The following is a 21,939-nucleotide window of genomic DNA, read 5'->3' on the forward strand; positions in this document are numbered from 1 at the left end:
TTGTTAAAATTTAGCTTTCTTCTATTAATCAGCTAAACTTTAACTCTATGAGTGCAATTTTTCTCTTATTTGTTTCGCTTTTTCTGAACATTTCTACAGATTCAGCCGTAGTTATCGGAACCGTAACTGACAATAATCAAAAGCCTCTTGCAGGTGTCAACGTTATTGTTGAAGGCACTAAGGTAAAGGCTCAGACCGACTCGAGCGGAAAATATTCCGTAGCAGCCAAAGCAAAAGATATTCTGATATTCCGTTATTCCGGATATAAAACGGAAAAACGAAAAGTAGGCACAAAAAAAGTCATAGATGTTTCCTTAATACCCACCATTGCAGTGGTTGTGGAAGAGGTTGAAGCAGAAGTAGTCATGGATATGCAGGAAAGAGCCACTCCTCGAATGATGATTCGCGGCGTGGCCTCCCCTATTCCCCAAAACAGAGAGTCTTATAACCAGATCGAAGAGAATATCTTCAAAAATGTGCTTACTGCTCCCCTTTCCACTTTTTCTATTGACGTAGATAAAGCTGCTTACAGTAACGTGAGGAGAATGATCAACAATGGACAAAAGGTCCCTGAAGATGCTGTAAAGCTGGAAGAAATGATCAACTACTTTAATTATGAATATGAGGAACCTAAGGGTCCACATCCTTTCTCCATTCATACTAACCTGGCTCATACACCCTGGAATGAGGAAACCAGGCTGGTTAAAATTGCATTACAGGGGAAACATATTCCTCTTGAGCATGTGCCGGCTTCCAACCTGGTCTTTCTTCTGGATGTTTCTGGGTCTATGAATGCACCAAACAAACTTCCGCTATTAAAGTCTGCATTTAAATTATTGACCGGGCAGCTTCGTGAGCAGGATAAAGTAGCTATAGTTGTTTATGCCGGTGCCGCGGGACTGGTCTTACCTGCTACAAAAGGAAGTGACAAAACAGCCATTTTTGAAGCCATAGAAAATCTATCGGCTGGTGGTTCTACTGCTGGAGGAGCTGGAATTGAACTGGCCTATAAGGTGGCGCAGGAAAATTTCATCAAAGGCGGCAACAACCGGGTGATTCTGGCCACAGATGGAGATTTCAATGTAGGCGCCAGCAGTGATCGTGCTATGGGCGATTTAATAGAAGAAAAAAGAGAGACAGGCATTTTTCTTACGGCCCTTGGCTTCGGAATGGGAAATTATCAGGATGCAAAGCTGGAAACTCTGGCCCAAAAGGGGAACGGAAACCATGCTTATATTGATACCATGCAGGAAGCAAAAAGAGTTCTGGGAACAGAATTCGGCGGCACCATCTATACCATCGCCAAAGATGTAAAGATCCAGGTAGAATTTAACCCCCAGAAAGTCCAGGCCTACAGGCTTATTGGATATGAAAACAGGCTCCTCACTGATGAAGACTTTAATGACGACAAAAAAGATGCCGGTGAGCTGGGAAGTGGTCATACGGTTACAGCCCTGTACGAGATCATTCCAGTTGGCGTAAAGAGTGATTACCTCAAGGATATTGACAACTTGAAGTACACTAAAAAGATAATAAATTCAGCAGCAGACGAATTGCTCACGGTGAAATTCAGGTACCAAAAACCTGAAGGTTCAGAAAGTGTTCTCATTACAAAAGCAGTGCAAGATAAGGCCGAAGCAATGGATACAGATTTCAAATTTGCATCGGCAGTAGCACTGTTTGGAATGCAGTTGAAAAATTCAGAATACACAAATAATGCCCCAAAAGACCTGGTAATAGCGCTGGCCGAAGCTGGCAGAGGAAGGGATCTGGAGGGCTACCGGGCAGAATTCATAAGGCTGGTAAAAACCTATAGCCCATACCAGGAGGAAGCAGCTGAATAATTCCGGGAGCAGCAGCATCAATAACTTCTATCTTTTCATTAATTAAGAATATAAAAGAGGATAAAATTTTGTGCCCTTAAGTGTTAAATTAGGAGATAAAAGAACGTATAACCTATAAAAGCCATTAAAAGAAAATCATGGATTTTTACGAGAACATAAGAACCGGGGAAGTGGAACAGCTAAAAGCACAACTGGAGGCAGAACCCAATTTGATTGAACAAAAGGATTCAAAAGGTTTTACTCCACTTGTTCTTGCTACATACAGCGACCAGTATGCTGTAGCCGAATTGCTGCTAAACCTAAATGCGCCAGTTGACGGAAGGGACAGTTCTGGTAATACTCCATTAATGGGAGTGAGCTTCAAAGGATCTGCAGAGATTGCAAATCTACTAATCTCGTGGGGCGCCGATGTAAATGCGCGGAATCACAGCGGAATGACCGCTCTTATTTTTGCCGCTATGGCAGGACATGAACAGATCATTGATTTGCTCTTGCAAAACGGGGCTGACAGATCAATGAGGGACAGCAGAGGTAATACGGCCTTTGAATATTCTAAAGTGAAAGGCACCCCAGCTATGCAGGAAATGCTGGAAGTTTAAATTCTCGTTGAAATACCTTATTCCCTGATGATCTGTGGGTTTTCCCTTAAAGTATTTATAATTCATTGGTAAAGCTGACCTTTTCTCCTAATTTAGAGAAAACCAACTAAAAGAATTATGGATAAGAATATTAAAACTATGGCCAGAACAGGATTTGTGGCCAAGGGAGTAGTTTATGGGATCATTGGAGTTCTAACCTTTAAAGCGGCCTTTGACATGGGTGGTCAAAAGGCGGGACAACTTCAGGTTCTGGAATTTCTGGAAAAACAGACATTTGGAAATATTCTTCTCATTCTCATGGCGCTGGGTCTTGCCTCTTATGCAGCATGGCGGTTTGTCCAGGCCTTTAAAGATCCCGAACATATAGGAGATGACAGCAAAGGAAAAGCCAAAAGATTTGCTTTTTTCTGTAGCGGGGTGCTTTATTTAGGGATTGGAGTTATGGCCGCTTTAAAGGCGTTTGGTTCTGGCAGTAGTTCAGGCTCATCGGGATCTGCTCAACAATCTTCTTTTCTCGCCAGCGAAACAGGCCTCTGGATCATTGGAATTGCAGGTGCGGGGATCATTGTGGGCGGCATTTTTCAATTTGTCAAGGCCTATAAGAACGATTATAAGAAAAAGTTCAATCTCGCCTCATTAGGAGATCAGAAAAAAAGAGAAAGTATTGAAAAGACCGCGAGGTTTGGATTGAGCGCGCGCGGTGTAATTCTCCTCATCATTGGATTTTTTGCTGTAAAGGCTGCAGTTAATTCCAATCCTTCAGAAATAAAAACCACGCAGGAGGCATTTTCCTTTATACAGGAATCTGCATATGGTCCATGGTTAATGGGGCTGGTAGCTGCAGGTTTGGTTGCATACGCGATCTATATGTTTCTTATGGCCAAATATCGCAGCTTTAATGGCTAAGGTTAAAAAGCAGGGTTTTTCCCCATTGTCTAAAAAGACATTCCGACATACTTTTATAAAACCAATTAATTGATCACGTGAATTAATAAAAAGGTAGTTGTAAATTTTTGTTTTAAAAGAAGAAGGAGAGAGATTGGGGGATCTCTCTTCTTTTTTTATGTAAACATGCTAATCCTCGAAAATAAAATTGACAGCCATCTGGGCGTGTAGATTCGTGCTTTGGAGCAATGGCAGGTCGCTGTCTTCAGAAGAAATTAGAAGAGGTAGTTCTGTGCAGCCCATGATGACCGCCTGTGCCCCTCTTTCCTTCAACAACTGAATATGGTCCAGAAAAAATGACTTAGCAGATTGGGTGAATTTACCCTGGGTGAGCTCTACTGATATATACTGGTGGATTTCATCTATGAATTCCTCTTCGGGGGTAATGGTTTCAATCCCGAATTTCTCTTTTAATCTCTTGTGTAAAAAATCTCCCTGCATGGTTGGGCGGGTACCTAGGAGGCCAAGCTTCCTGAAGCCATTTCTGCCAGCCTCTACTCCAATGGGATCTGCAATATGCAGGATTGGGATCGAAATTTTGTCCTTGACAAAGTCATAAACAAGATGCGGGGTGTTTGCACAGATCAAGATCGCACTTGCACCAGCAGTCTCCAGTTTTTGCGCAATTTCAAGATAGGTTCTCTTTATCTTATCTCTGTCATTTTCCCGCATGAGTTCCACATTAAGACTGTAAAGGATAAGAGGCGGGTTAGCCTGGGTGCCTGTCTTTTTTCCGGACATCTCATTAATGAGCCGGTAATATACAATAGTAGAATGCCAGGAGGTTCCACCAATTAAGCCGAGAGTTCGCATATCTTGGAAACTTTCGAATAAAGATAAAACATTAGAAAGGGAGGATTTGTGACTAATATCAGCAAAAACGAAAAAAGCACCCGAGAAGGGTGCTTTTTAATCCTGTAAGAAGTTTTGTTAATGTACAGCAATACTGTCGGCATTCCCGTCGGGATCACCAGAGGCAGTACCATCTGCAGATACATTTCCAAGCACAAGAATTCCAGCCACGTGTGGAGATGCCATAGAAGTTCCGCTAATAGTGTTGTAACCTCCATTTTTCCAGGTAGACTTGATGCTTACTCCTGGAGCAGCATAATCTACTGGTGGATTTCCATAGTTGGAAAAGCTTGCGAACCTGTCGTTTACATCTACAGCCGAAACTGTGTATACATTATTTCCATTAACTCTGGCTGGAGACGAATTGTTTGCGTGAGTACTTTCGTTTCCTGCAGCAAGAGCAAATTTGATCCCTTTGGAAGCAGCAGCAAGAACAGCATCATCAAGAGCCTGTGAAGTTGGACCACCTAGGCTCATATTTGCTACTTCTCCAGATTTTCCATTAGCAGCAACGTGATTCACTCCTGCAATAACTCCAGAGTAAGATCCGCTTCCACGGCTGTCAAGTACTTTTACCGGGATCACGGTAGCACCTGCAGCAACACCTACCACTCCAACATTGTTGTCTAAAGCAGCGATAGTCCCAGCAACGTGCGTTCCATGCCCGTTACCATCATCAAGAGATCCTGCGTCTCTTCCAGAGGTAAAAGCATTAAATCCTCTTGATGCGTCCACCTTTAGATCTTCGTGATCAAGATCGATTCCAGTGTCTATTACCCACGCAACTCCATTGCTGGCAACTCCACCATTAACTCTTGTAATTCCATAAGGTGTTTCCTGAGAAGAAGTGCCGCCACCGTCTCCACCGCCATCACCATCACATGGACCTCCATTTGGAGTACCACAAGGAGGCGCCAGGGCAATGATGCGATCCTGCTCCACATAGGCCACATCGTTGCTCTCACGTAATTTTAAAGCGTCATTTTTTGACATTCTCACTGCAACACCAGAAAGTGCAGCACTGTACACTTCCAGAATTTTAGCGTCAGTCACCCCTCGGGATTTGAAAACGCCTTCTGTTTTTTGCTGAATTTCAAGTTTGTTCATGTGGTGATCTCCCATCATCTTTCCAGGTTCTTTGAAGACGACAATGAACTGGTCTGGAATTACTTCAGAATAACTTTGAGAGGCTTGGGGCTCGTCCAAGGGTTGAACATTTGGTGCCTCGTCTTTCGAGCACGATACCATTGCGGCCAGTGCAAAAGCTGCCGCCCAACTTGAATAGGTTTTTTTTAACTTCATAAAGAAAGTTTTAGGTTATTGTTATAAGATTTTCCGAATCTATATTTAATAATCGAATAACCCAATTTTTTAACAGCTACTATCTCAGGTTTTTAACTCTTTTAACAACTGCCTTTATGCTATTGCCTCCTATGAATTATTGTTAAATTTTTTAAGAAAACCCTTGCTGCTGCACGTCTCATCACAAATAAAAAATGCAAAATTCCGGGGAATTCTGCATCTTCAAAATGTTAAAAATTTTTGTAAGACTATTCTTTCTTTTCTCCCTGCCACTCGGAAAATCCCCCAATTAGGTTATAGGTGTTCTTAAATCCTTTTTGGTCTAATATAGTACAGGCCTGAGCACTTCTTTTCCCCGACCTGCAGTACACGTAGTAATTCTTATCTGGATCAAGTTGATCCACTTCATCGATAAATTCCTGCCCTTTATAGATATCTATGTTTTTTGCCCCCGGAATATACCCTTCTTCTACTTCTTCTTCTGTGCGCACATCCAAGATGACTGCGTTATCGTCCTGCGACAATTTTTCTCTCCACTCTTCTTGTTTTAATTCTTTCATGCTATAAGTTTTTATGTTGTTCCACAAAGATAAGAATCAGCAGCGCTTTTTCATTCAAGTGTTTCTCCACACAGCTTTTTTTTTTATAAAAGTTTTTGTTTAAAAGGAATTCCCTTCTATATTTGCTTTTCAAATGGATCTATTCAATACAAAAAACTGGTGGTGGAAATACTTACGTCGTTCGTCGTGAGCAATTCCTCCTGTAGATATACAAAGGCTTGTCAATCACGACAAGCCTTTTTTTATTGTTGAAAGTCAAGAAAGCTAAAAGATGTACCAACTAAATACTACATATAAAAAATTACTCGCAGATACGTTTACGCCCGTAAGTGTATATTTAAGGCTGCGGGATATTTTCCCTAACAGCCTGTTGTTAGAAAGCAGTGACTATCACGGCAATGAAAACAGCTTTTCTTATATCTGCTGTAATCCCATTGCATCTGTAAAAGTCGAGCATAATACCCTTATCAAGAGCTTTCCTGATGGCAAGGTTGAAGAGACAGAGATCAACAAGGAGGTGAATGTTCCTGAAGCCATCCACACCTTCGCAAGAAGTTTCAGCTCTACAGGGCCCGACTTCCCTTTTATCAATGAAGGTCTTTTTGGTTATATCGCATATGACGGAGTGCAGTATTTTGAAAAACTGCAGTTGAAGAAAAAAGAGGGTGACCTCGAGATCCCTGAAATATTCTACGCTGTTTATCAAAATATCATTGCCATCAACCATTTCAACAACGAGGCTTTTATTTTTGACCATAGTTATGATTCATCAAACCACCTTGAACAAATAGAACAGCTGCTTAAGGTGAAAAATTTCGCATCCTACCCATTTAATATCGAAGGAGAGGCGGCATCGAATGAGACCGATGAAGGATATAGAAAAATGGTACATCAGGCAAAGCAGCATTGCAGTCGTGGAGACGTTTTTCAACTGGTACTTTCCAGAAGGTTCTCTCAGGCTTTTAAGGGCGATGAATTCAATGTCTATAGAGCGCTGCGGAATGTCAATCCTTCCCCTTATCTATTTTATTTCGACTATGGGAATTTTAAGATCTTCGGAAGCTCCCCCGAGGCACAACTGGTGGTTAAGGATGACAAAGCCGAAATTCATCCTATAGCCGGAACTTTTAAAAGAACCGGGAATGATGAACAGGATGCTGCAAGTGCAAAGGCCTTAGCTGCCGATGAAAAGGAAAATTCAGAACACGTCATGCTTGTAGATCTTGCACGCAATGATTTGAGTCGAAATGGGAGCGATGTGCAGGTAGAAACCTATAAGGAAATACAATATTTTTCTCACGTGATCCATCTGGTGAGCAAGGTATCAGGCAAGAAAAACAAGGAGATAAGCACTATGCAAATGGTGGCCGATACCTTTCCCGCGGGAACTCTTAGCGGGGCTCCTAAACACAAAGCCATGCAGCTCATTGAAAAATACGAAAATGTAAACCGTGACTTTTATGGTGGCGCCATTGGGTTTATGGATTTTAAGGGCAACTTCAATCACGCAATTATTATCAGATCTTTTTTAAGTAAGAACCATCGCCTCTATTTCCAGGCGGGTGCAGGTATAGTTTCAGGTTCTACAGAAGAAAATGAATTACAGGAAGTCTATAACAAACTTGGGGCGTTAAAAAGAGCTCTTGAGCTGGCAGAAGAAATTTAATCCTCAAAAGCTCAATTCCCGGAGAGGAGAAAAACAGAAAAAAATGAAAAGCAAGAAAGAGATCTACCCTTCGAAAATCGAGGTAAAAGATATAACAGAACTAAGGCCTGAAGTCCTGGTGATCGACAATTATGATTCTTTTGTTTACAACCTGGTACATTACCTGGAAGAGCTGGACTGTAAAGTGACGGTTCGACGCAATGATGAAATAACCCTGGAGGAAATAGATAACTATGATAAGATCCTGTTATCTCCCGGTCCTGGAATTCCGGAAGAAGCAGGGCTGCTTAAACAGATCATAGCCACCTACGCATCCAAAAAGAGCATTTTTGGCGTATGTCTCGGTCAGCAGGCTATTGGCGAAGTTTTCGGCGGAAAACTGATCAACCTGAAAGAAGTTTACCATGGGGTAGCTTCGAAGGTAAAACTCTGTGTTGAAGATGAAATGTTGTTTGAAAATATGGAAAAGGAGATAGAAGTAGGCCGCTACCATTCCTGGGTGGTCGATAAGCCACTGCCAGATTGCCTGGAGGCTACTTCCTACGATGAAAACGGCCAGGTCATGTCTCTAAGGCACAGGGATTTTGATGTTCGGGGCGTGCAATTTCATCCGGAGTCTGTACTTACTCCGCAGGGAAAGAAGATCATCGCGAATTGGATTAAAGGAAATTCGAATTCGGGAAAAATACAAGAGGAAGCAAAGGAATCTGAACAGCTCTAAATCATGAAACAAATCTTAAACAGGTTAATTAACCACGAGACCATTAGCCGCGAAGAAGCGAAACTGGTTCTTGTAAATATTTCTAAAGGCAGCTATAATGATAGCCAGATCGCTGCATTTTTAACGGTCTACATGATGCGCAGCATAACTTTAGATGAGCTGGAAGGCTTTAGAGATGCCCTGCTGGAAATGTGTCTCCCGGTGGAGCTCCGGCAGTATGATCCTGTAGATCTTTGTGGCACCGGAGGTGACGGGAAAGACACTTTTAATATCTCTACCCTCGCCTCGTTCGTGACTGCGGGCGCCGGAGTGAAAGTTGCAAAACACGGTAACTACGGCGTTTCTTCCGGCTGTGGGAGTTCCAATGTCATGGAATACCTGGGCATAAAATTCAGCAAGGAACAGGAGTATCTTGAAAGAAGCATGGAAGAAGCCGGCATTTGTTTTTTACACGCAGCGTTGTTTCATCCGGCAATGAAAAATGTGGCTCCTATTAGAAAAAATTTGGGAGTAAAGACCTTTTTCAACATGCTTGGGCCCATGGTTAATCCGGCATTTCCGAAGAACCAGGTGGTAGGAGTGTACAGCCTGGAACTGGCAAGAATGTATGCTTATCTCTATCAGAAAACCGATAAGAATTTCACTATTTTACACGCCCTTGATGGCTATGATGAGATCTCGCTTACGGGAAACACAAAAATGATCACCAATGCTTCAGAAATCATGTTGAGGCCTCAGGATCTTGATCTTAAAATTATTGACGCCAAGGATATTTCAGGAGGAAACACTGTGGAAACTGCGGCCAGCATTTTTATGAAGGTGCTCAAGAATGAAGGCACCCCGGCCCAGGTCAACGTGGTTTGTGCAAATGCTGCCGTTGCCATCAACACTGTGAAAAAAATTGGAATGGAAAATGCCTTTTTTGAAGCTAAAGAAAGTCTTAGCTCTGGAAATGCGCTGCAAGCTCTAAAAAAGTTACAGCAGTTAAATTGATTGAAATGAATATACTCGAAAAAATAGCCGCTCATAAAAAGCAGGAGGTGGCGATCTCTAAGGAGGAAGTACCTGTGGAGTCTCTGGAACTTCTTCCTCACTACCACCGGAAGTGTCTCTCCCTGAGAGAGAATCTTCAAAAAGTGCAACCGGGGATCATAACGGAATTTAAAAGGCGCTCTCCCTCTCATCCCGAAATTAACCTGACTGCCGATGTTGAAAAGATCACGGCAGCTTATGAGGCAGCAGGGGCTTCAGGAATTTCTGTACTTACAGATGAGGAATTTTTCGGCGGTTCCCTTGATGATCTCGCCCTTGCTCGTGAAACTGTAAAGCTGCCATTACTTCGGAAGGATTTTGTGGTCGATGAATATCAGATCATTGAAGCAAAAGCCATGGGCGCCGACGTGATCCTGCTAATTGCTGCCATGCTGAAGCCTTCAGAAATACGACAGTTTTCGGCCCTTGCAAAAAAGCTCGGACTGGAGGTGCTTCTCGAAGTACATAATGAAGAGGAGCTTAAAAACAACCTTTTTGACACCGTAGATCTCATTGGTGTAAACAATAGAAACCTAAAGACCTTTGAAGTTGACCTTCAATTCAGCAAAGATCTGGCTGAAAAGATTCCGGGCGAATATCTGAAAGTCTCTGAAAGTGGCATTAGTGACACCGCGGCAATTCGGGAGCTTCAGAAATATGGATTTCAGGGGTTCCTTATAGGAGGAAACTTTATGAAGACCGAAGATCCCGGCAAAAGTGCTGCCGAATTTATTAAAGAACTAATTTAATCTCATGAACCTGAAGCTAAAAGTCTGCGGCATGAGAGAAGCCGAAAATATAGCGGCAATTTCAGATCTTAAGCCCGATTACCTCGGATTCATTTTCTACAAGGGTTCTGCCCGAAATGTTTCCGAAGAAGAGAATATTGCAACCCGCAGCCTTATACGAACAGGCGTATTTGTTAATGCCGAAGTAGACGAGATACTTCAGAAGCTAGAAAAATTTGATCTTGCTGCCATTCAGCTGCATGGAGAAGAAACCGCCGACTTCTGCAAAAACTTGAGAAAAGCACTTTCAGAAACCGAAAAAAGCGCTGAACTTATTAAGGTCTTTGGCGTAAAGGAGGAGTTCGATTTTGACATTTTAAAAGGCTATGAAGGTCTGGTAGATTATTTCCTTTTTGACACCAAAGGAAAGAACCGAGGGGGCAACGGGACCAGATTCGACTGGCAGGTGCTCGAAAAATATCCTTCTGCCACACCATTCTTTCTAAGTGGCGGGATTGGACCAGACGAGACAGCAGCTATAAAAAAATTATATCAAAGCTTTCAAAAAAGGCAAAAAGAAGACCTGTTCTACGGCATTGACGTGAACAGTAAATTTGAAGCAGCTCCCGGAAAAAAAGATCCTGTGGCCTTACAGAAGTTTAAGCAGGAGTTGTTTAAAAAATAGAATTATATGAGCTATCAAGTAGATGAAAAAGGATATTACGGAGATTTTGGCGGAGCCTTTATTCCAGAGATGCTTTATCCCAATGTTGAAGAACTGCGGTCCCAATACCTGGAGATCATGCAGGAGGAAGATTTTCAGAAAGAATTCAGGCAGTTACTAAAAGATTACGTTGGCCGGCCCACGCCGCTTTATTATGCTGAACGCTTCAGTAAAAAATACGGAACGAAGGTCTATCTCAAGCGAGAGGATCTTTGCCATACGGGCGCGCACAAAGTGAACAATACCATAGGGCAGATCCTTATGGCCAAGCGCCTTGGAAAAACGCGAATAATTGCTGAGACCGGCGCAGGACAACATGGTGTGGCAACGGCTACTGTATGCGCTTTAATGGGCATTGAATGCGTGGTATATATGGGTGAAATCGATATTAAGCGCCAGGCGCCGAATGTGGCCCGCATGAAAATGCTTGGCGCAAGTGTGATTCCGGCAGTCTCTGGCAGTCGTACGCTTAAGGACGCAACCAACGAAGCTATTCGTGACTGGATCAACAATCCGCTAGATACACATTACATCATAGGATCTGTAGTAGGGCCGCATCCCTATCCAGATATGGTGGCGAGATTTCAAAGCGTGATCTCCGAAGAAGTGCAAAAACAGCTGCTGGAAAAAGAGGGACATAAAAATCCCGATCACGTGGTAGCCTGCGTAGGTGGAGGAAGTAACGCCGCAGGAATATTTTATCATTACCTGGATCGTGAAGAGGTAGGCATTATTGCCGTAGAAGCAGCTGGAGAAGGTGTTGATACCGGTAAGAGCGCAGCCACCTCAGCACTGGGAAAGGAAGGGATCATTCACGGCAGTAAAACTCTGCTTATGCAAACGGAAGACGGCCAGATCACAGAACCCTACTCTATTTCTGCAGGTCTTGATTATCCCGGGGTGGGACCTATGCATGCCAATTTATTCAGGACCGGGCGCGGCGAATTCATTTCGGTGACAGACGAGGCAGCCATGGCCGCTGGTTTACAGCTCTGCAAACTGGAAGGGATCATTCCCGCCATAGAAACAGCCCACGCTTTAGCCATTTTTGAGACCCGTAAATTTAAGGAAGATGAAATCGTGGTAGTCAATCTTTCCGGCCGTGGAGACAAGGACCTCAATACATATATAGAACATTTTAAATTGTAAAAAACAGGCGTTACAGGTTTGACAAACCTGGCGACTTCTTATAAGATATGAACAGAATAATACAAAAACTCCAGGACAACCCTTCAAAAAAGCTGCTTTCCATCTATTTTACTGCCGGCTTTCCAGAACCCGAAGACACAACAGACATTCTGAAAAAGCTGCAGGCTGGTGGTGTTGATATGGTAGAAATTGGATTACCTTTTAGTGATCCTTTGGCAGATGGACCGGTGATCCAGCGAAGTTCTGAAACTGCTTTGAAAAGCGGCATGACAACGAGGAAGCTTTTTCAGCAACTTGAGGGAATAAGGAAAGAGATCCACATTCCTTTGCTTATCATGGGCTACTTCAATCCTATTCTTCAGTTTGGCGTTGAGCGTTTTTGCGAAAAATGCCGGGAAATTGGAATCGATGGTCTCATCATTCCAGATCTTCCCTTAGAGGAATACGAGCTTAAGTACAAAAAAATATTTCAGCAGTATGACCTTCTTCCTGTATTTCTTATCACCCCACAAACTTCAGAAGAAAGAATAAAGGAGATCGACAAGGCTTCCGAAGGCTTTATTTATATGGTAAGCAGCGCCAGCGTGACAGGTGGGACCTCAGGATTTGGAGATGCTCAGAAGGAATATTTTGAAAGGGTGTCAAAAATGGGATTAAATAGTTCTCTTATTGTAGGCTTCGGAATAAAAGATGCTGAAAGCTTTAGTCAAGCCACTGAAAGTACTAAAGGCGCAATTATAGGCAGCGCTTTTATAAAACATCTTACTGAGAATGGAACAGGCAAAATCTCAGAATTTCTGAAAACAATAAGATAATTAAGGATCTAGTTAACAAGCTGTTAGCAGAATTTAGAACTTTGATTTCGTATCTTGAAGAGAACTTAAAAACAAAGTTATGGGACGTATTCAGGATAAACACGATAATAGGAAAAGACGCAGCGATAATGATCCTTTAAGTGGTGAAATTGGAAACAGAGATATTGAAACCAATGATTTTGATATTGATGAGAAGACCATAAAGGATCAAAGGAACAAGAAATAATGTGCACAGGTGAAAAGAAGACCAAGGGAGGTAAAATTCCCGTAGACACATTTGGAAAGCTGCGTACAGAGCGAGGAAAATTTACCACAAAACCTCAACAGATCAAAGATCCATTAGAGAAACTCAACGCCTAATCTTCAAAGAAGCGGCGGTATTGCAGAACCCTGAAATCAACTGTATTGAATTCAGGGTTTTGTTTTTTCATGTGTTTATACAGCTCCATACTCCCAATGGCCCTGTTAGCCGAACCCGAAGGGGCAGTAAGAGAAATGGTATTGATGGACCTCCCGTCAAGCAGGAACTGATGCACCCGTGGCACATCGTTGGAGATCACTTTTATCTTCAAATCGTGATGTTTCAGGAGCTTTCTGAAAAAGAATTCTGGTCCGTTTTTGCTGTTTCCGCCGGTGAAGAGAAGTGTGTGAATACTTTCATGTTTTCGTAAAATGCCAATGAGATCTCGCAGCTCCACGTGCAACATTCCGAGGTCTGAGGCATCAATTTTTTCTCTTCTGCAGCTTTCTACTGTATCGCAAATACCTATCCCCTTCCTGATAAGGAATTGCTTTCGTTCCTCAATGGCTGTAGCTGTGTTCTCGTATTTCAAGTCTAGCTCAAAGATCCTGTCGATGATTGTCCATAGCATGCCATCACGACTGCCATAACAGAAATCCACATCATCTTCCTTCAGCTCGCCTGTGGTGAACCTTGGTGGCGGAAGCGTACCGACGATGAGTTTTGTAGCGTTTTCGGGAATGAAGGGAGCGTATGGATGCTGGTGATGAAATAAGTCAGATGTCAAAATTCAGGATTTAAGGTTAAACGAGGTAGTTCCAAGTACCAATTTTTAGATTCCAACTCTTGTTTCCGGGATCCTGGTCCTTGGTTCATTCACAATCACTTTAAAACTATTACCAGATCGTCTGCATAGACCATATCCCCCTCTTTTAGAACGATCTTATCGATCTCTCCTTCCCCGTTTGCAGTAATGGTGGTTTCCATTTTCATGGCCTCAATGACGAACAACGGCTGATTCTTTTCAACCTTTTCTCCCGGTTTCACTTGTATAGAGGAAAGTGCCCCCTGCAATGGAGCCCCTATCTGCTTTTTGTCATTTTTGTCTACCTTTTGATGAACAACCTTTTCCACCTTGACCGATTTGTCTTTGACTTCTACAGCCCGGGTTTGGCCATTTACCTTAAAGAATATTCTCGCCATTCCATCATCATTTGTTTCGCCAACAGAAAGGAACTCGATCAACAGCGTTTTTCCTTTGTCCAGTTCAACAATGATCTCTTCACCCGGTTCCATGCCATAGAAGAAATTCTTGGTAGGCACGTTCATCACACTCCCAAATTCCAGGTGATGATTATAGGCATCTGTAAATACTTTAGGGTAAAGCTTGTACGACAAAAAATCTGTGATCTCCACCTCCCGGCCCAAACCGTCTTCAAAAGTGGCCTTAAATTCAGCAAACTCCTTTTCAAAATCTATGGGCTCGAGGTGTGCATTTGGTCGCTCGGTATAAGGCTTTTCCTCTTTCAGAACGATCTTCTGGATCTTTTCGGGAAAGCCGCCATGAGGTTGCCCCAGGTCGCCTCTAAAGAAACTTTTGACCGATTGCGGAAAAGACAATTCCTCGCCTTTTTCCATAACATCTTCTATCGAAAGATTATTACTAACCAGGTATTGCGCCATGTCTCCCACTACTTTTGAACTTGGGGTGACTTTAATAATATCTCCAAACAATTCGTTTACTTTACTATACATCTGGGTGATCTCGTGGAACCGATCTGCAAGCCCCAGACTTTCTGCCTGGGGTTTGAGGTTAGAATACTGACCTCCCGGAATTTCATGCTTATAGACCTCTCCAGATCCTGCTTTTAACCCAGATTCAAATGGATAGTAATATCTTCGCACCGCTTCCCAGTATTGAGAATATTCATTGAGCTTATCTGAATTAAAAGCCCTGCCTCTGTCGTGAAACCTCAGCATTTCGACTATAGAATTGAAGTTTGGCTGCGAGGTTAGTCCCGATAAGCCGCCAATTGCCACATCGATCACATCGACCCCGGCTTCTACTGCTTTCAAATAAGTTGCTGCCTGTATGGACGACGTGTCATGAGTGTGAAGGTGCAGCGGAATGTTGATCCTGGACTTTAGGGCCGACACGAGCTCAAAGGCTGCATCAGGTTTTAAAATTCCGGCCATATCCTTAATTCCGATGATGTGGGCCCCGGCATTTTCTATGTCTTTGGCCAGTTGTATGTAATACTCGAGATTATATTTGGTCTCTTTTGGATTCATGATATCGCCGGTGTAGCAAATAGTACCTTCGGCCAGTCCATTTGTGCGCTTTCTTACATGTTCAATGCAAGGGGCGATAGATTCCATCCAGTTGAGACTATCAAAGATCCTGAAGACATCGATCCCATTCTCCCATGCCTGCTCTACAAACTTTTCAATAAGGTTGTCGGGATAGGCTGTGTATCCTACTCCATTAGAACCCCGCAACAGCATTTGCATTAGAATATTAGGCATAGCCTGGCGCAGAATTCGCAGCCTTTCCCATGGATTCTCCTTCAAGAATCGCATGCAGACATCAAAGGTTGCTCCTCCCCATATTTCCATGCTAAAGATCTCGGGATGGTTGCGGGCAAAACCTTCTGCCACCTTTTGCATATCGTAGGTCCTCATCCTGGTCGCCAGGAGACTTTGATGCGCATCACGCATAGTGGTATCGGTAAAATGAACTTTGCCTTCATGCAATAGCCAGCGGGAAAATTTCTCGGGACCATATTCTGTAAGCAGGTCTTTAGTTCCTTTGGGATACGAGCCGGTGTCATCAAATGAGGGCACTACAGGTTTTATGAACTGTTTTTTCTTTACCGGGTCCTTTACATCTTCATTTCCATTAATGATCACATCCCCAAGAAATTTTACCATTTTAGTAGCGCGATTCCTGGTTTTCTTTATCTCGAAAAGTTCCGGGTGCTCCTTAATGAAATTCACGGTCACCTCTCCTCTTCGGAAGGTAGGATGTGACAGAATGTTGTCCAGGAACCCAATATTGGTCATGACCCCTCTAATCCTGAATTCTGCAAGAGCTCTTCGCATTTTTCTACAGGCTCCATCAAGAGTTCTGCTGCTGGCGGAAACCTTTACCAGCATGGAATCAAAAAAGGGTGAAACTTTCACTCCCTGGTAAATACTTCCCGCATCCAGGCGAATTCCGAAGCCGGAAGCACTTCTGTACGTGGTGATGGTGCCGTAATCTGGCTTAAAATCATTGGTAGGATCCTCTGTCGTGATACGGCACTGCAAAGCATAACCGTTAGTTTTGATGGACTCCTGGCTCTCGATCTTGATCTGTTGGTCTGAAAGTTTGTAACCGCCGGCAATAAAGATCTGAGTTTTTACAAGATCTATGTTCGTAATAATTTCGGTAACTGTATGTTCTACCTGGATCCGGGGATTAACCTCGATGAAAAAGATCTCCCCGCTCCTGTCGACCAGAAATTCAACCGTTCCTATATTATTATAGTCTACTGCCTTGCAAAGCTTTACGGCATAAGCGTAAAGGTCATTCTTAATATGTTCAGCCAGGTCCTGCGAAGGCGCGAATTCTATTACTTTTTGATATCGCCGCTGTACCGAACAGTCTCTTTCAAAAAGGTGTACAAGGTTGCCGTGATGATCCCCCACGATCTGGATCTCGATGTGTTTTGGATCTTCTACAAATTTTTCAAGAAAAACGGTGTCGTCGCCAAAAGCGTTTTTAGCCTCCCGCCGGGATTCATTGAAGCCGTTCTTAAGGTCATCTTTAGTGCGAATCACCCGCATTCCCCGGCCTCCGCCACCAGAGGCAGCCTTGAGCATCACGGGATAACCTATCTTTTCAGCCTCCTCAAGAGCGATCTCTACAGAGGCCAGGTTCTTTTCGTTACTGCGTATTACAGGAATGTCATTTTTCACTGCAACTTCCTTCGCTCTCACCTTATCTCCCAAAGATTTGAGAACAGATACTTTTGGGCCTATAAAAATGATCCCATTCTCTTCACATTGACGGGCGAATTCTGCATTTTCAGAAAGAAAACCATAGCCTGGATGAATGGCGTCAACATTGTTCTGCTTAGCAACGCGAATAATCGCACTGATGTTCAAATAGGGTTTTAGAGGCTCTTTTTCATCTCCTATCTGGTATGATTCGTCGGCTTTATATCTATGCAGAGAGTACCTGTCTTCAAAAGTGTAAATTCCTACTGTTCTTATTCCGATCTCTGTACATGCACGGAAAATTCTGATGGCGATCTCTCCTCTGTTCGCGACTAAAACCTTTTTAATTTTCATTTCTGAATTGTTCGTTTTTGCTTAAATGCCTGATTAGAAATACCTGCCAAAAATGTCACTTTTGAAGGTCTTCGTTTTCCCAAAAATTAAAAAGAAAAAAGCGGTGAAACACCGCTTTTTTAAATACTTTAACAATAAACTGCCGCTGAAGTTATCTCGTAAAAATCAATTCATTTTCATTAACAGATTCCTGAACCGAAAAACGATAGCCATCATAATCAAATCCTTTTAGATCTTCCACTGTTTTCGCTTCGGTTTCAACAATGTATCTCACCATGGCGCCTCTCGCTTTTTTCGCAAAAAAACTTATGATCTTTAATTTTCCGTTCTTATAGTCTTTAAAAACAGGGGTGATGATTGGGGCCCGAAGTTTTTTCGTGTTGATGACCTTAAAATATTCCTGGCTGGCCAGGTTCACGAACAATTCCTTTTCTTCCAGTTCCTTGTTCAAATAGGCTGTAACCTTCTCCTGCCACAATTCATAAAGATCCTTTTTGCGCCCAACTGCCAAAGAAGTTCCCATCTCCAACCTGTATGGCTGAATAAGATCAAGTGGCCTTAGAATTCCATAGTAGCCTGAGAGGATACGCAGACTGTTCTGCATAAAATCGATCTTATCTACCGGAATATCATAAGCTTCCAACCCAGTATAGACATCACCGGCAAAGGCATATACAGCAGGCCGGGAATTTTCTTTGGTATGTTCTTCGCTGAAATCGTGATAGCGGGTGTAATTAAGATCGGCCAGTTTCTCACTAATATCCATTAGCTCGGCAACCTCTTTCTTAGACATGCGCGATAACTTTCTGTTGATCGTCGCAGTGGTGTCAAGAAATAATGGCTGAGTTGCTCGGGTGGTAGGTAATGGTGTTTTGTAATCAAGAGTTTTAGCAGGGGAAACAACAATTTTCATAAGAGGATCTTTCCGAAGTGTTTTATTATTTTTTTACTCCACTAAATTATTAAATCGCCACAGTTTTTCCTGCGAGGATCGTTCTTTCCTATTGATAATGCTATTGAAAAAGCCTATTCGTCAATGAATTCTTTTTGATTCTTTGCGTAATTTCTCCAGCGCTCAATACACTGCTGCATATCATCTGGAATTTGTGTGTCGAAGCTCATCCATTCTCCCGAAACAGGATGTTTAAAACCTAAGGTCTTCGCATGTAAAGCCTGCCTTGGCAATACTTTGAAGCAGTTTTCCACGAATTGCTTGTACTTTGTGAATGTTGTGCCCTTAAGGATCTTATCGCCACCATATCGTTCATCATTGAAAAGCGTATGCCCAATATGTTTCATATGCACCCTTATTTGATGCGTGCGGCCGGTTTCGAGCCTGCAGGAAACAAGCGTAACATATCCGAGCCTTTCTAAAACTTTGAAGTGCGTGACTGCGGGTTTGCCTTTATCTTCATCATCTCCTAAATACACAGTGTTCTGGAGCCTGTTCTTGGGATGTCTGCCAATATTTCCTTCTACTGTACCTTCATCTTCCTCAACATTTCCCCATACCAGCGCTACATATTCGCGTTCACTGCTTTTGTCAAAGAATTGCTTGGCCAGCCTGGTCATCGCCTGCTCTGTCTTGGCTATTACGAGTAAACCACTGGTATTCTTGTCTATTCGGTGAACAAGACCTGGTCTTTCATCAGAATTCTGCGGGAGATTATCGAAATGATAAACGAGGGCGTTTATCAATGTACCGCTGTAGTTTCCATGACCGGGATGCACTACCATTCCTGCGGGTTTATTCACCACCAGCAGCGCCTCATCTTCATGTACAATGTCCAGCGGAATATTTTCGGGAGTTAATAAAAATTCATAGGGAGGATGTTCGAACAATACCTGCACTACATCTCCCGGTTTAACTTTATAATTCGATTTTACAGGAACTTCATTCACATGAATGTTGCCTTCCTTTGCAGCAGTCTGTATCTTATTACGGGTAGCTTTTTCGATATAGTTCATCAGGAACTTATCCACCCGTAGCGGCTGCTGCCCTTTATCTGCTACAAACCTGTGATGTTCATAAAGTTCATCATCATTATCTTCGGGCTCAACATTGGTGTTATCAGAAATCATATTCTTCGTCTTCCAGGTCGTTCAAAATTTGTTCCTCGGCAGTTGTGTCCTGCTCCTCTTCCATTCCATATCTACCCGAGCCGTCGCCCAGCACAAGATCGATCTTGGAGGTTTTCATAAGTTTCATTCCAGGTTCCACAAGTGCGCCCTGGTGACGCATCTCCAGCACTACATCTTTGGCTACATCTGGCTTATAAGTAATGGTTCCAATCTCAAAGCCCAGGGAACGCAGGGTAGGCTCTACCTGTCTCCTGGTTCTGCGGATAAGATTTTCTGGTATTTCCACCTTAGTAAAGCCTGAAGGATTAAGCGTTAGATAGATCTTCCTGTTCTCCTTCACCTGCTTCCCCGGAAGTGGCACCTGGTCAATAACAGAATATGGCGGATAATCGGGATTGTAATTAGCCGAATCAAGGATTTCCCTGCGAAGGTCGAGTTCTTCCAGTTTAAGGTCTACCCTGTCCAGTGACATGCGTGCAAGATTCGGCACGGTAATCCTTTGATCCTGGTTGGTGGAGAAATCCAGCCATTTTAAAATAATAAAGGCGATCAAAATGAGCGCCAGCACCGCTAAAACCAGTTGAAGTAAAAAGGTTTTGCTGAAGAGGAATTTGAAAAAACTCATAGTTTAATTTAAAAAACAAAGATATAAAAACAGGTGGTTTTGCAGACATTCATTTATTAGTCGCTACTTTTGTTAACGTAAAACATCGGGCCATATTTAATTATGAAGAAAAATGTAGCCATTGCCATGGGCGGCTTTTCCAGCGAGTACCGTATTTCCATCAACAGCGGGAATGTGGTCTATAAAAATCTTGACCGCAGCAAATACAACCCTTACCGGGTTCATATCCTCCAAAAAGAATGGTTTGTGATTGGAGAGAATGACACTCCTTATCCAATAAATCGCAGTGATTTTACTGTAACTATAGACGGGAGAAAAATAACTTTTGACTGTGTGTTTAATACTATTCACGGAACCCCGGGGGAGAATGGCCTGCTGCAGGCATACCTGGAGTTGCTGGACATCCCGCAAACTTCCTGTGATTTCTACCAGTCGGCACTTACCTTTAATAAGAGGGACCTCATTAGCGTACTCAAACCATACGGTGTAAAAACAGCTGTAAATTATTTTCTTGATAAGGGAGATGAAGTGGATCCCGATGATATTATTGCCAAAGTAGGCCTTCCTTGTTTCGTCAAGGCCAATAAAGCGGGAAGCAGCTTCGGAATTTCCAAAGTTAAAAAACGGGAAGAGATCATTCCTGCCACCAAATTTGCTTTTAAGGAGGATGACGAGATCATCATTGAATCTTTCCTGGACGGGACCGAAGTATCTGTGGGAGTGATCACCTATAATGGCAAAGTAAAAGCCCTACCCGTTACTGAAATCGTATCTGAAAATGAATTTTTTGACTACGAAGCGAAGTATCTTGGAAAATCGCAGGAGATCACCCCCGCCAGAATATCTGATGAGCAAACAAAGCAAGTACAGGAGATCGCCGAACTCATCTACCGTAAGCTAAAAATGAAAGGTTTCTCACGTTCAGAATTCATTTTTCATAATGACCAGCCTCATTTTATTGAGATGAACACAAACCCGGGTCTCAGCGAAGCGAGTATTTTACCTCAACAGGCACAGGCCGCCGGTATTTCTCTTGAAGCACTTTTTGGAAGCGCCATCGAGGCAGCAATGAATAACTAAGAGGTTTGGTCACAACCGCAGAAATTCAAGATCACAGGAATTTTCTATTTTAGAAGAAATATTCAGCAATGAAAAAAGCCGTTTTCCCCGGATCTTTTGATCCGGTTACTTTAGGACATACAGATATTATAGACCGGGCCTTACCTCTTTTTGACGAGATCATCCTTGCTATTGGCACTAACTCTGATAAAGAGTACATGTTCTCGCTCGAGGAAAGGGTTCGGTTTCTTGAGGAAACCTATAAAGCTGAATCGAAGATCAAAGTAATGACCTACTCGGGATTAACTGTAGATTTTTGCCGGGAGCAGAATGCCCAATTTATTTTAAGAGGACTTCGCAACTCCATTGACCTGGAATATGAAAAGACCATTGGCCAGACCAATTACAAAATGAAAGGAATTGAAACTGTTTTCCTTCTCACCTCCTCCGGAAAAAGCCACATTTCTTCCACCGTGGTTCGGGATGTCATAAGACATGGCGGAGATTACCAGTTCATGGTGCCCGATGTGGTGAGAAAATAGTGGATTCTACATTCACTCAATTAGTAAGAATCTTATCAATATTTGGCTAAAGCCCGATTCTCTTTATTCCACTAATCCTCCGACTGAAGTCGGATGCAATTTATGGTTAGTCAAATTG

General features: G+C 42.8%; 22 protein-coding genes. 14 read left to right on the forward strand and 8 right to left on the reverse strand.

What is annotated here, in order from left to right:
* Positions 1–47: 47 nt before the first annotated feature.
* The 3 genes from HC175_RS02720 (at position 48) to HC175_RS02730 (ending at position 3,349) form a co-directional block, all read left to right on the forward strand.
* Positions 48–1,844, forward strand: a complete 1,797-nt coding sequence (locus tag HC175_RS02720) for a YfbK domain-containing protein (protein ID WP_168136956.1) — start codon at positions 48–50, stop codon at positions 1,842–1,844.
* Positions 1,845–1,981: 137 nt separating this feature from the next.
* Complete coding sequence (locus tag HC175_RS02725) at positions 1,982–2,443, forward strand: ankyrin repeat domain-containing protein (RefSeq protein ID WP_168136957.1); 462 nt, start codon at positions 1,982–1,984, stop codon at positions 2,441–2,443.
* A 117-nt stretch (positions 2,444–2,560) separates the two neighbouring features.
* Positions 2,561–3,349: a DUF1206 domain-containing protein gene (locus tag HC175_RS02730; RefSeq protein WP_168136958.1), complete on the forward strand. Its 789-nt coding sequence runs from the start codon at positions 2,561–2,563 to the stop codon at positions 3,347–3,349.
* Positions 3,350–3,517: 168 nt separating this feature from the next.
* Here HC175_RS02730 and HC175_RS02735 read toward each other — a convergent pair whose 3' ends face one another.
* The 3 genes from HC175_RS02735 to HC175_RS02745 form a co-directional block, all read right to left on the reverse strand.
* Positions 3,518–4,201 carry an aspartate/glutamate racemase family protein gene (locus tag HC175_RS02735; RefSeq protein WP_168136959.1) on the reverse strand — a complete coding sequence of 228 codons (684 nt, stop codon included), beginning with the start codon at positions 4,199–4,201 and terminating at the stop codon, positions 3,518–3,520.
* A gap of 117 nt (positions 4,202–4,318) precedes the next feature.
* Positions 4,319–5,542, reverse strand: a complete 1,224-nt coding sequence (locus HC175_RS02740) for a S8 family serine peptidase (RefSeq protein WP_168136960.1) — start codon at positions 5,540–5,542, stop codon at positions 4,319–4,321.
* A gap of 248 nt (positions 5,543–5,790) precedes the next feature.
* Positions 5,791–6,102 carry a rhodanese-like domain-containing protein gene (locus tag HC175_RS02745; RefSeq protein WP_168136961.1) on the reverse strand — a complete coding sequence of 104 codons (312 nt, stop codon included), beginning with the start codon at positions 6,100–6,102 and terminating at the stop codon, positions 5,791–5,793.
* Positions 6,103–6,373: 271 nt separating this feature from the next.
* Between HC175_RS02745 and HC175_RS02750 the strand changes: the two genes are divergently transcribed.
* From HC175_RS02750 to HC175_RS02790, 9 genes are all read left to right on the forward strand, one after another.
* Positions 6,374–7,768: an anthranilate synthase component I family protein gene (locus HC175_RS02750; RefSeq protein WP_168136962.1), complete on the forward strand. Its 1,395-nt coding sequence runs from the start codon at positions 6,374–6,376 to the stop codon at positions 7,766–7,768.
* 43 nt (positions 7,769–7,811) lie between these two features.
* Positions 7,812–8,489: an anthranilate synthase component II gene (locus HC175_RS02755; RefSeq protein WP_168136963.1), complete on the forward strand. Its 678-nt coding sequence runs from the start codon at positions 7,812–7,814 to the stop codon at positions 8,487–8,489.
* Positions 8,490–8,492: 3 nt separating this feature from the next.
* On the forward strand, positions 8,493–9,482 hold the full coding sequence (gene trpD, locus HC175_RS02760; RefSeq protein ID WP_168136964.1) for an anthranilate phosphoribosyltransferase: 990 nt from the start codon (positions 8,493–8,495) through the stop codon (positions 9,480–9,482).
* Between the two features lie 5 nt (positions 9,483–9,487).
* Positions 9,488–10,270 (forward strand): indole-3-glycerol phosphate synthase TrpC, encoded by a 783-nt coding sequence (gene trpC / locus HC175_RS02765; protein ID WP_168136965.1) that lies wholly within the window; start codon positions 9,488–9,490, stop codon positions 10,268–10,270.
* A 4-nt stretch (positions 10,271–10,274) separates the two neighbouring features.
* Complete coding sequence (locus tag HC175_RS02770; RefSeq protein WP_235942502.1) at positions 10,275–10,934, forward strand: phosphoribosylanthranilate isomerase; 660 nt, start codon at positions 10,275–10,277, stop codon at positions 10,932–10,934.
* A 6-nt stretch (positions 10,935–10,940) separates the two neighbouring features.
* Positions 10,941–12,122, forward strand: a complete 1,182-nt coding sequence (gene trpB / locus HC175_RS02775; RefSeq protein WP_168136966.1) for a tryptophan synthase subunit beta — start codon at positions 10,941–10,943, stop codon at positions 12,120–12,122.
* 47 nt (positions 12,123–12,169) lie between these two features.
* The gene (gene trpA / locus HC175_RS02780) at positions 12,170–12,937 is read left to right on the forward strand and encodes a tryptophan synthase subunit alpha (RefSeq protein WP_168136967.1); all 768 of its coding nucleotides are present in this window, start codon (positions 12,170–12,172) and stop codon (positions 12,935–12,937) included.
* 79 nt (positions 12,938–13,016) lie between these two features.
* Complete coding sequence (locus tag HC175_RS02785) at positions 13,017–13,163, forward strand: hypothetical protein (protein ID WP_168136471.1); 147 nt, start codon at positions 13,017–13,019, stop codon at positions 13,161–13,163.
* The gene (locus HC175_RS02790) at positions 13,163–13,297 is read left to right on the forward strand and encodes a 30S ribosomal protein THX (RefSeq protein WP_168136968.1); all 135 of its coding nucleotides are present in this window, start codon (positions 13,163–13,165) and stop codon (positions 13,295–13,297) included. Before HC175_RS02785 ends, HC175_RS02790 begins: the two co-directional genes overlap by 1 nt.
* On the opposite strand, the gene HC175_RS02795 is transcribed toward HC175_RS02790, so the two are convergent.
* The 5 genes from HC175_RS02795 to HC175_RS02815 form a co-directional block, all read right to left on the reverse strand.
* Positions 13,294–13,965: a uracil-DNA glycosylase family protein gene (locus HC175_RS02795; protein WP_168136969.1), complete on the reverse strand. Its 672-nt coding sequence runs from the start codon at positions 13,963–13,965 to the stop codon at positions 13,294–13,296. The genes HC175_RS02790 and HC175_RS02795 overlap by 4 nt on opposite strands.
* A gap of 95 nt (positions 13,966–14,060) precedes the next feature.
* Positions 14,061–17,513, reverse strand: a complete 3,453-nt coding sequence (locus tag HC175_RS02800) for a pyruvate carboxylase (RefSeq protein WP_168136970.1) — start codon at positions 17,511–17,513, stop codon at positions 14,061–14,063.
* Between the two features lie 151 nt (positions 17,514–17,664).
* The gene (gene yaaA / locus HC175_RS02805) at positions 17,665–18,426 is read right to left on the reverse strand and encodes a peroxide stress protein YaaA (protein WP_168136971.1); all 762 of its coding nucleotides are present in this window, start codon (positions 18,424–18,426) and stop codon (positions 17,665–17,667) included.
* Between the two features lie 113 nt (positions 18,427–18,539).
* Positions 18,540–19,595: an RluA family pseudouridine synthase gene (locus HC175_RS02810; protein WP_168136972.1), complete on the reverse strand. Its 1,056-nt coding sequence runs from the start codon at positions 19,593–19,595 to the stop codon at positions 18,540–18,542.
* Positions 19,585–20,220 carry a PASTA domain-containing protein gene (locus HC175_RS02815; protein WP_168136973.1) on the reverse strand — a complete coding sequence of 212 codons (636 nt, stop codon included), beginning with the start codon at positions 20,218–20,220 and terminating at the stop codon, positions 19,585–19,587. Before HC175_RS02815 ends, HC175_RS02810 begins: the two co-directional genes overlap by 11 nt.
* A gap of 102 nt (positions 20,221–20,322) precedes the next feature.
* On the opposite strand from HC175_RS02815, the gene HC175_RS02820 reads away from it, so the two are divergent.
* Both HC175_RS02820 and coaD read left to right on the forward strand, forming a co-directional pair.
* Complete coding sequence (locus tag HC175_RS02820) at positions 20,323–21,300, forward strand: D-alanine--D-alanine ligase (protein ID WP_168136974.1); 978 nt, start codon at positions 20,323–20,325, stop codon at positions 21,298–21,300.
* Between the two features lie 68 nt (positions 21,301–21,368).
* The gene (gene coaD / locus HC175_RS02825) at positions 21,369–21,821 is read left to right on the forward strand and encodes a pantetheine-phosphate adenylyltransferase (protein WP_168136975.1); all 453 of its coding nucleotides are present in this window, start codon (positions 21,369–21,371) and stop codon (positions 21,819–21,821) included.
* Positions 21,822–21,939: the final 118 nt, after the last annotated feature.

Source organism: Salinimicrobium oceani (assembly GCF_012037645.1).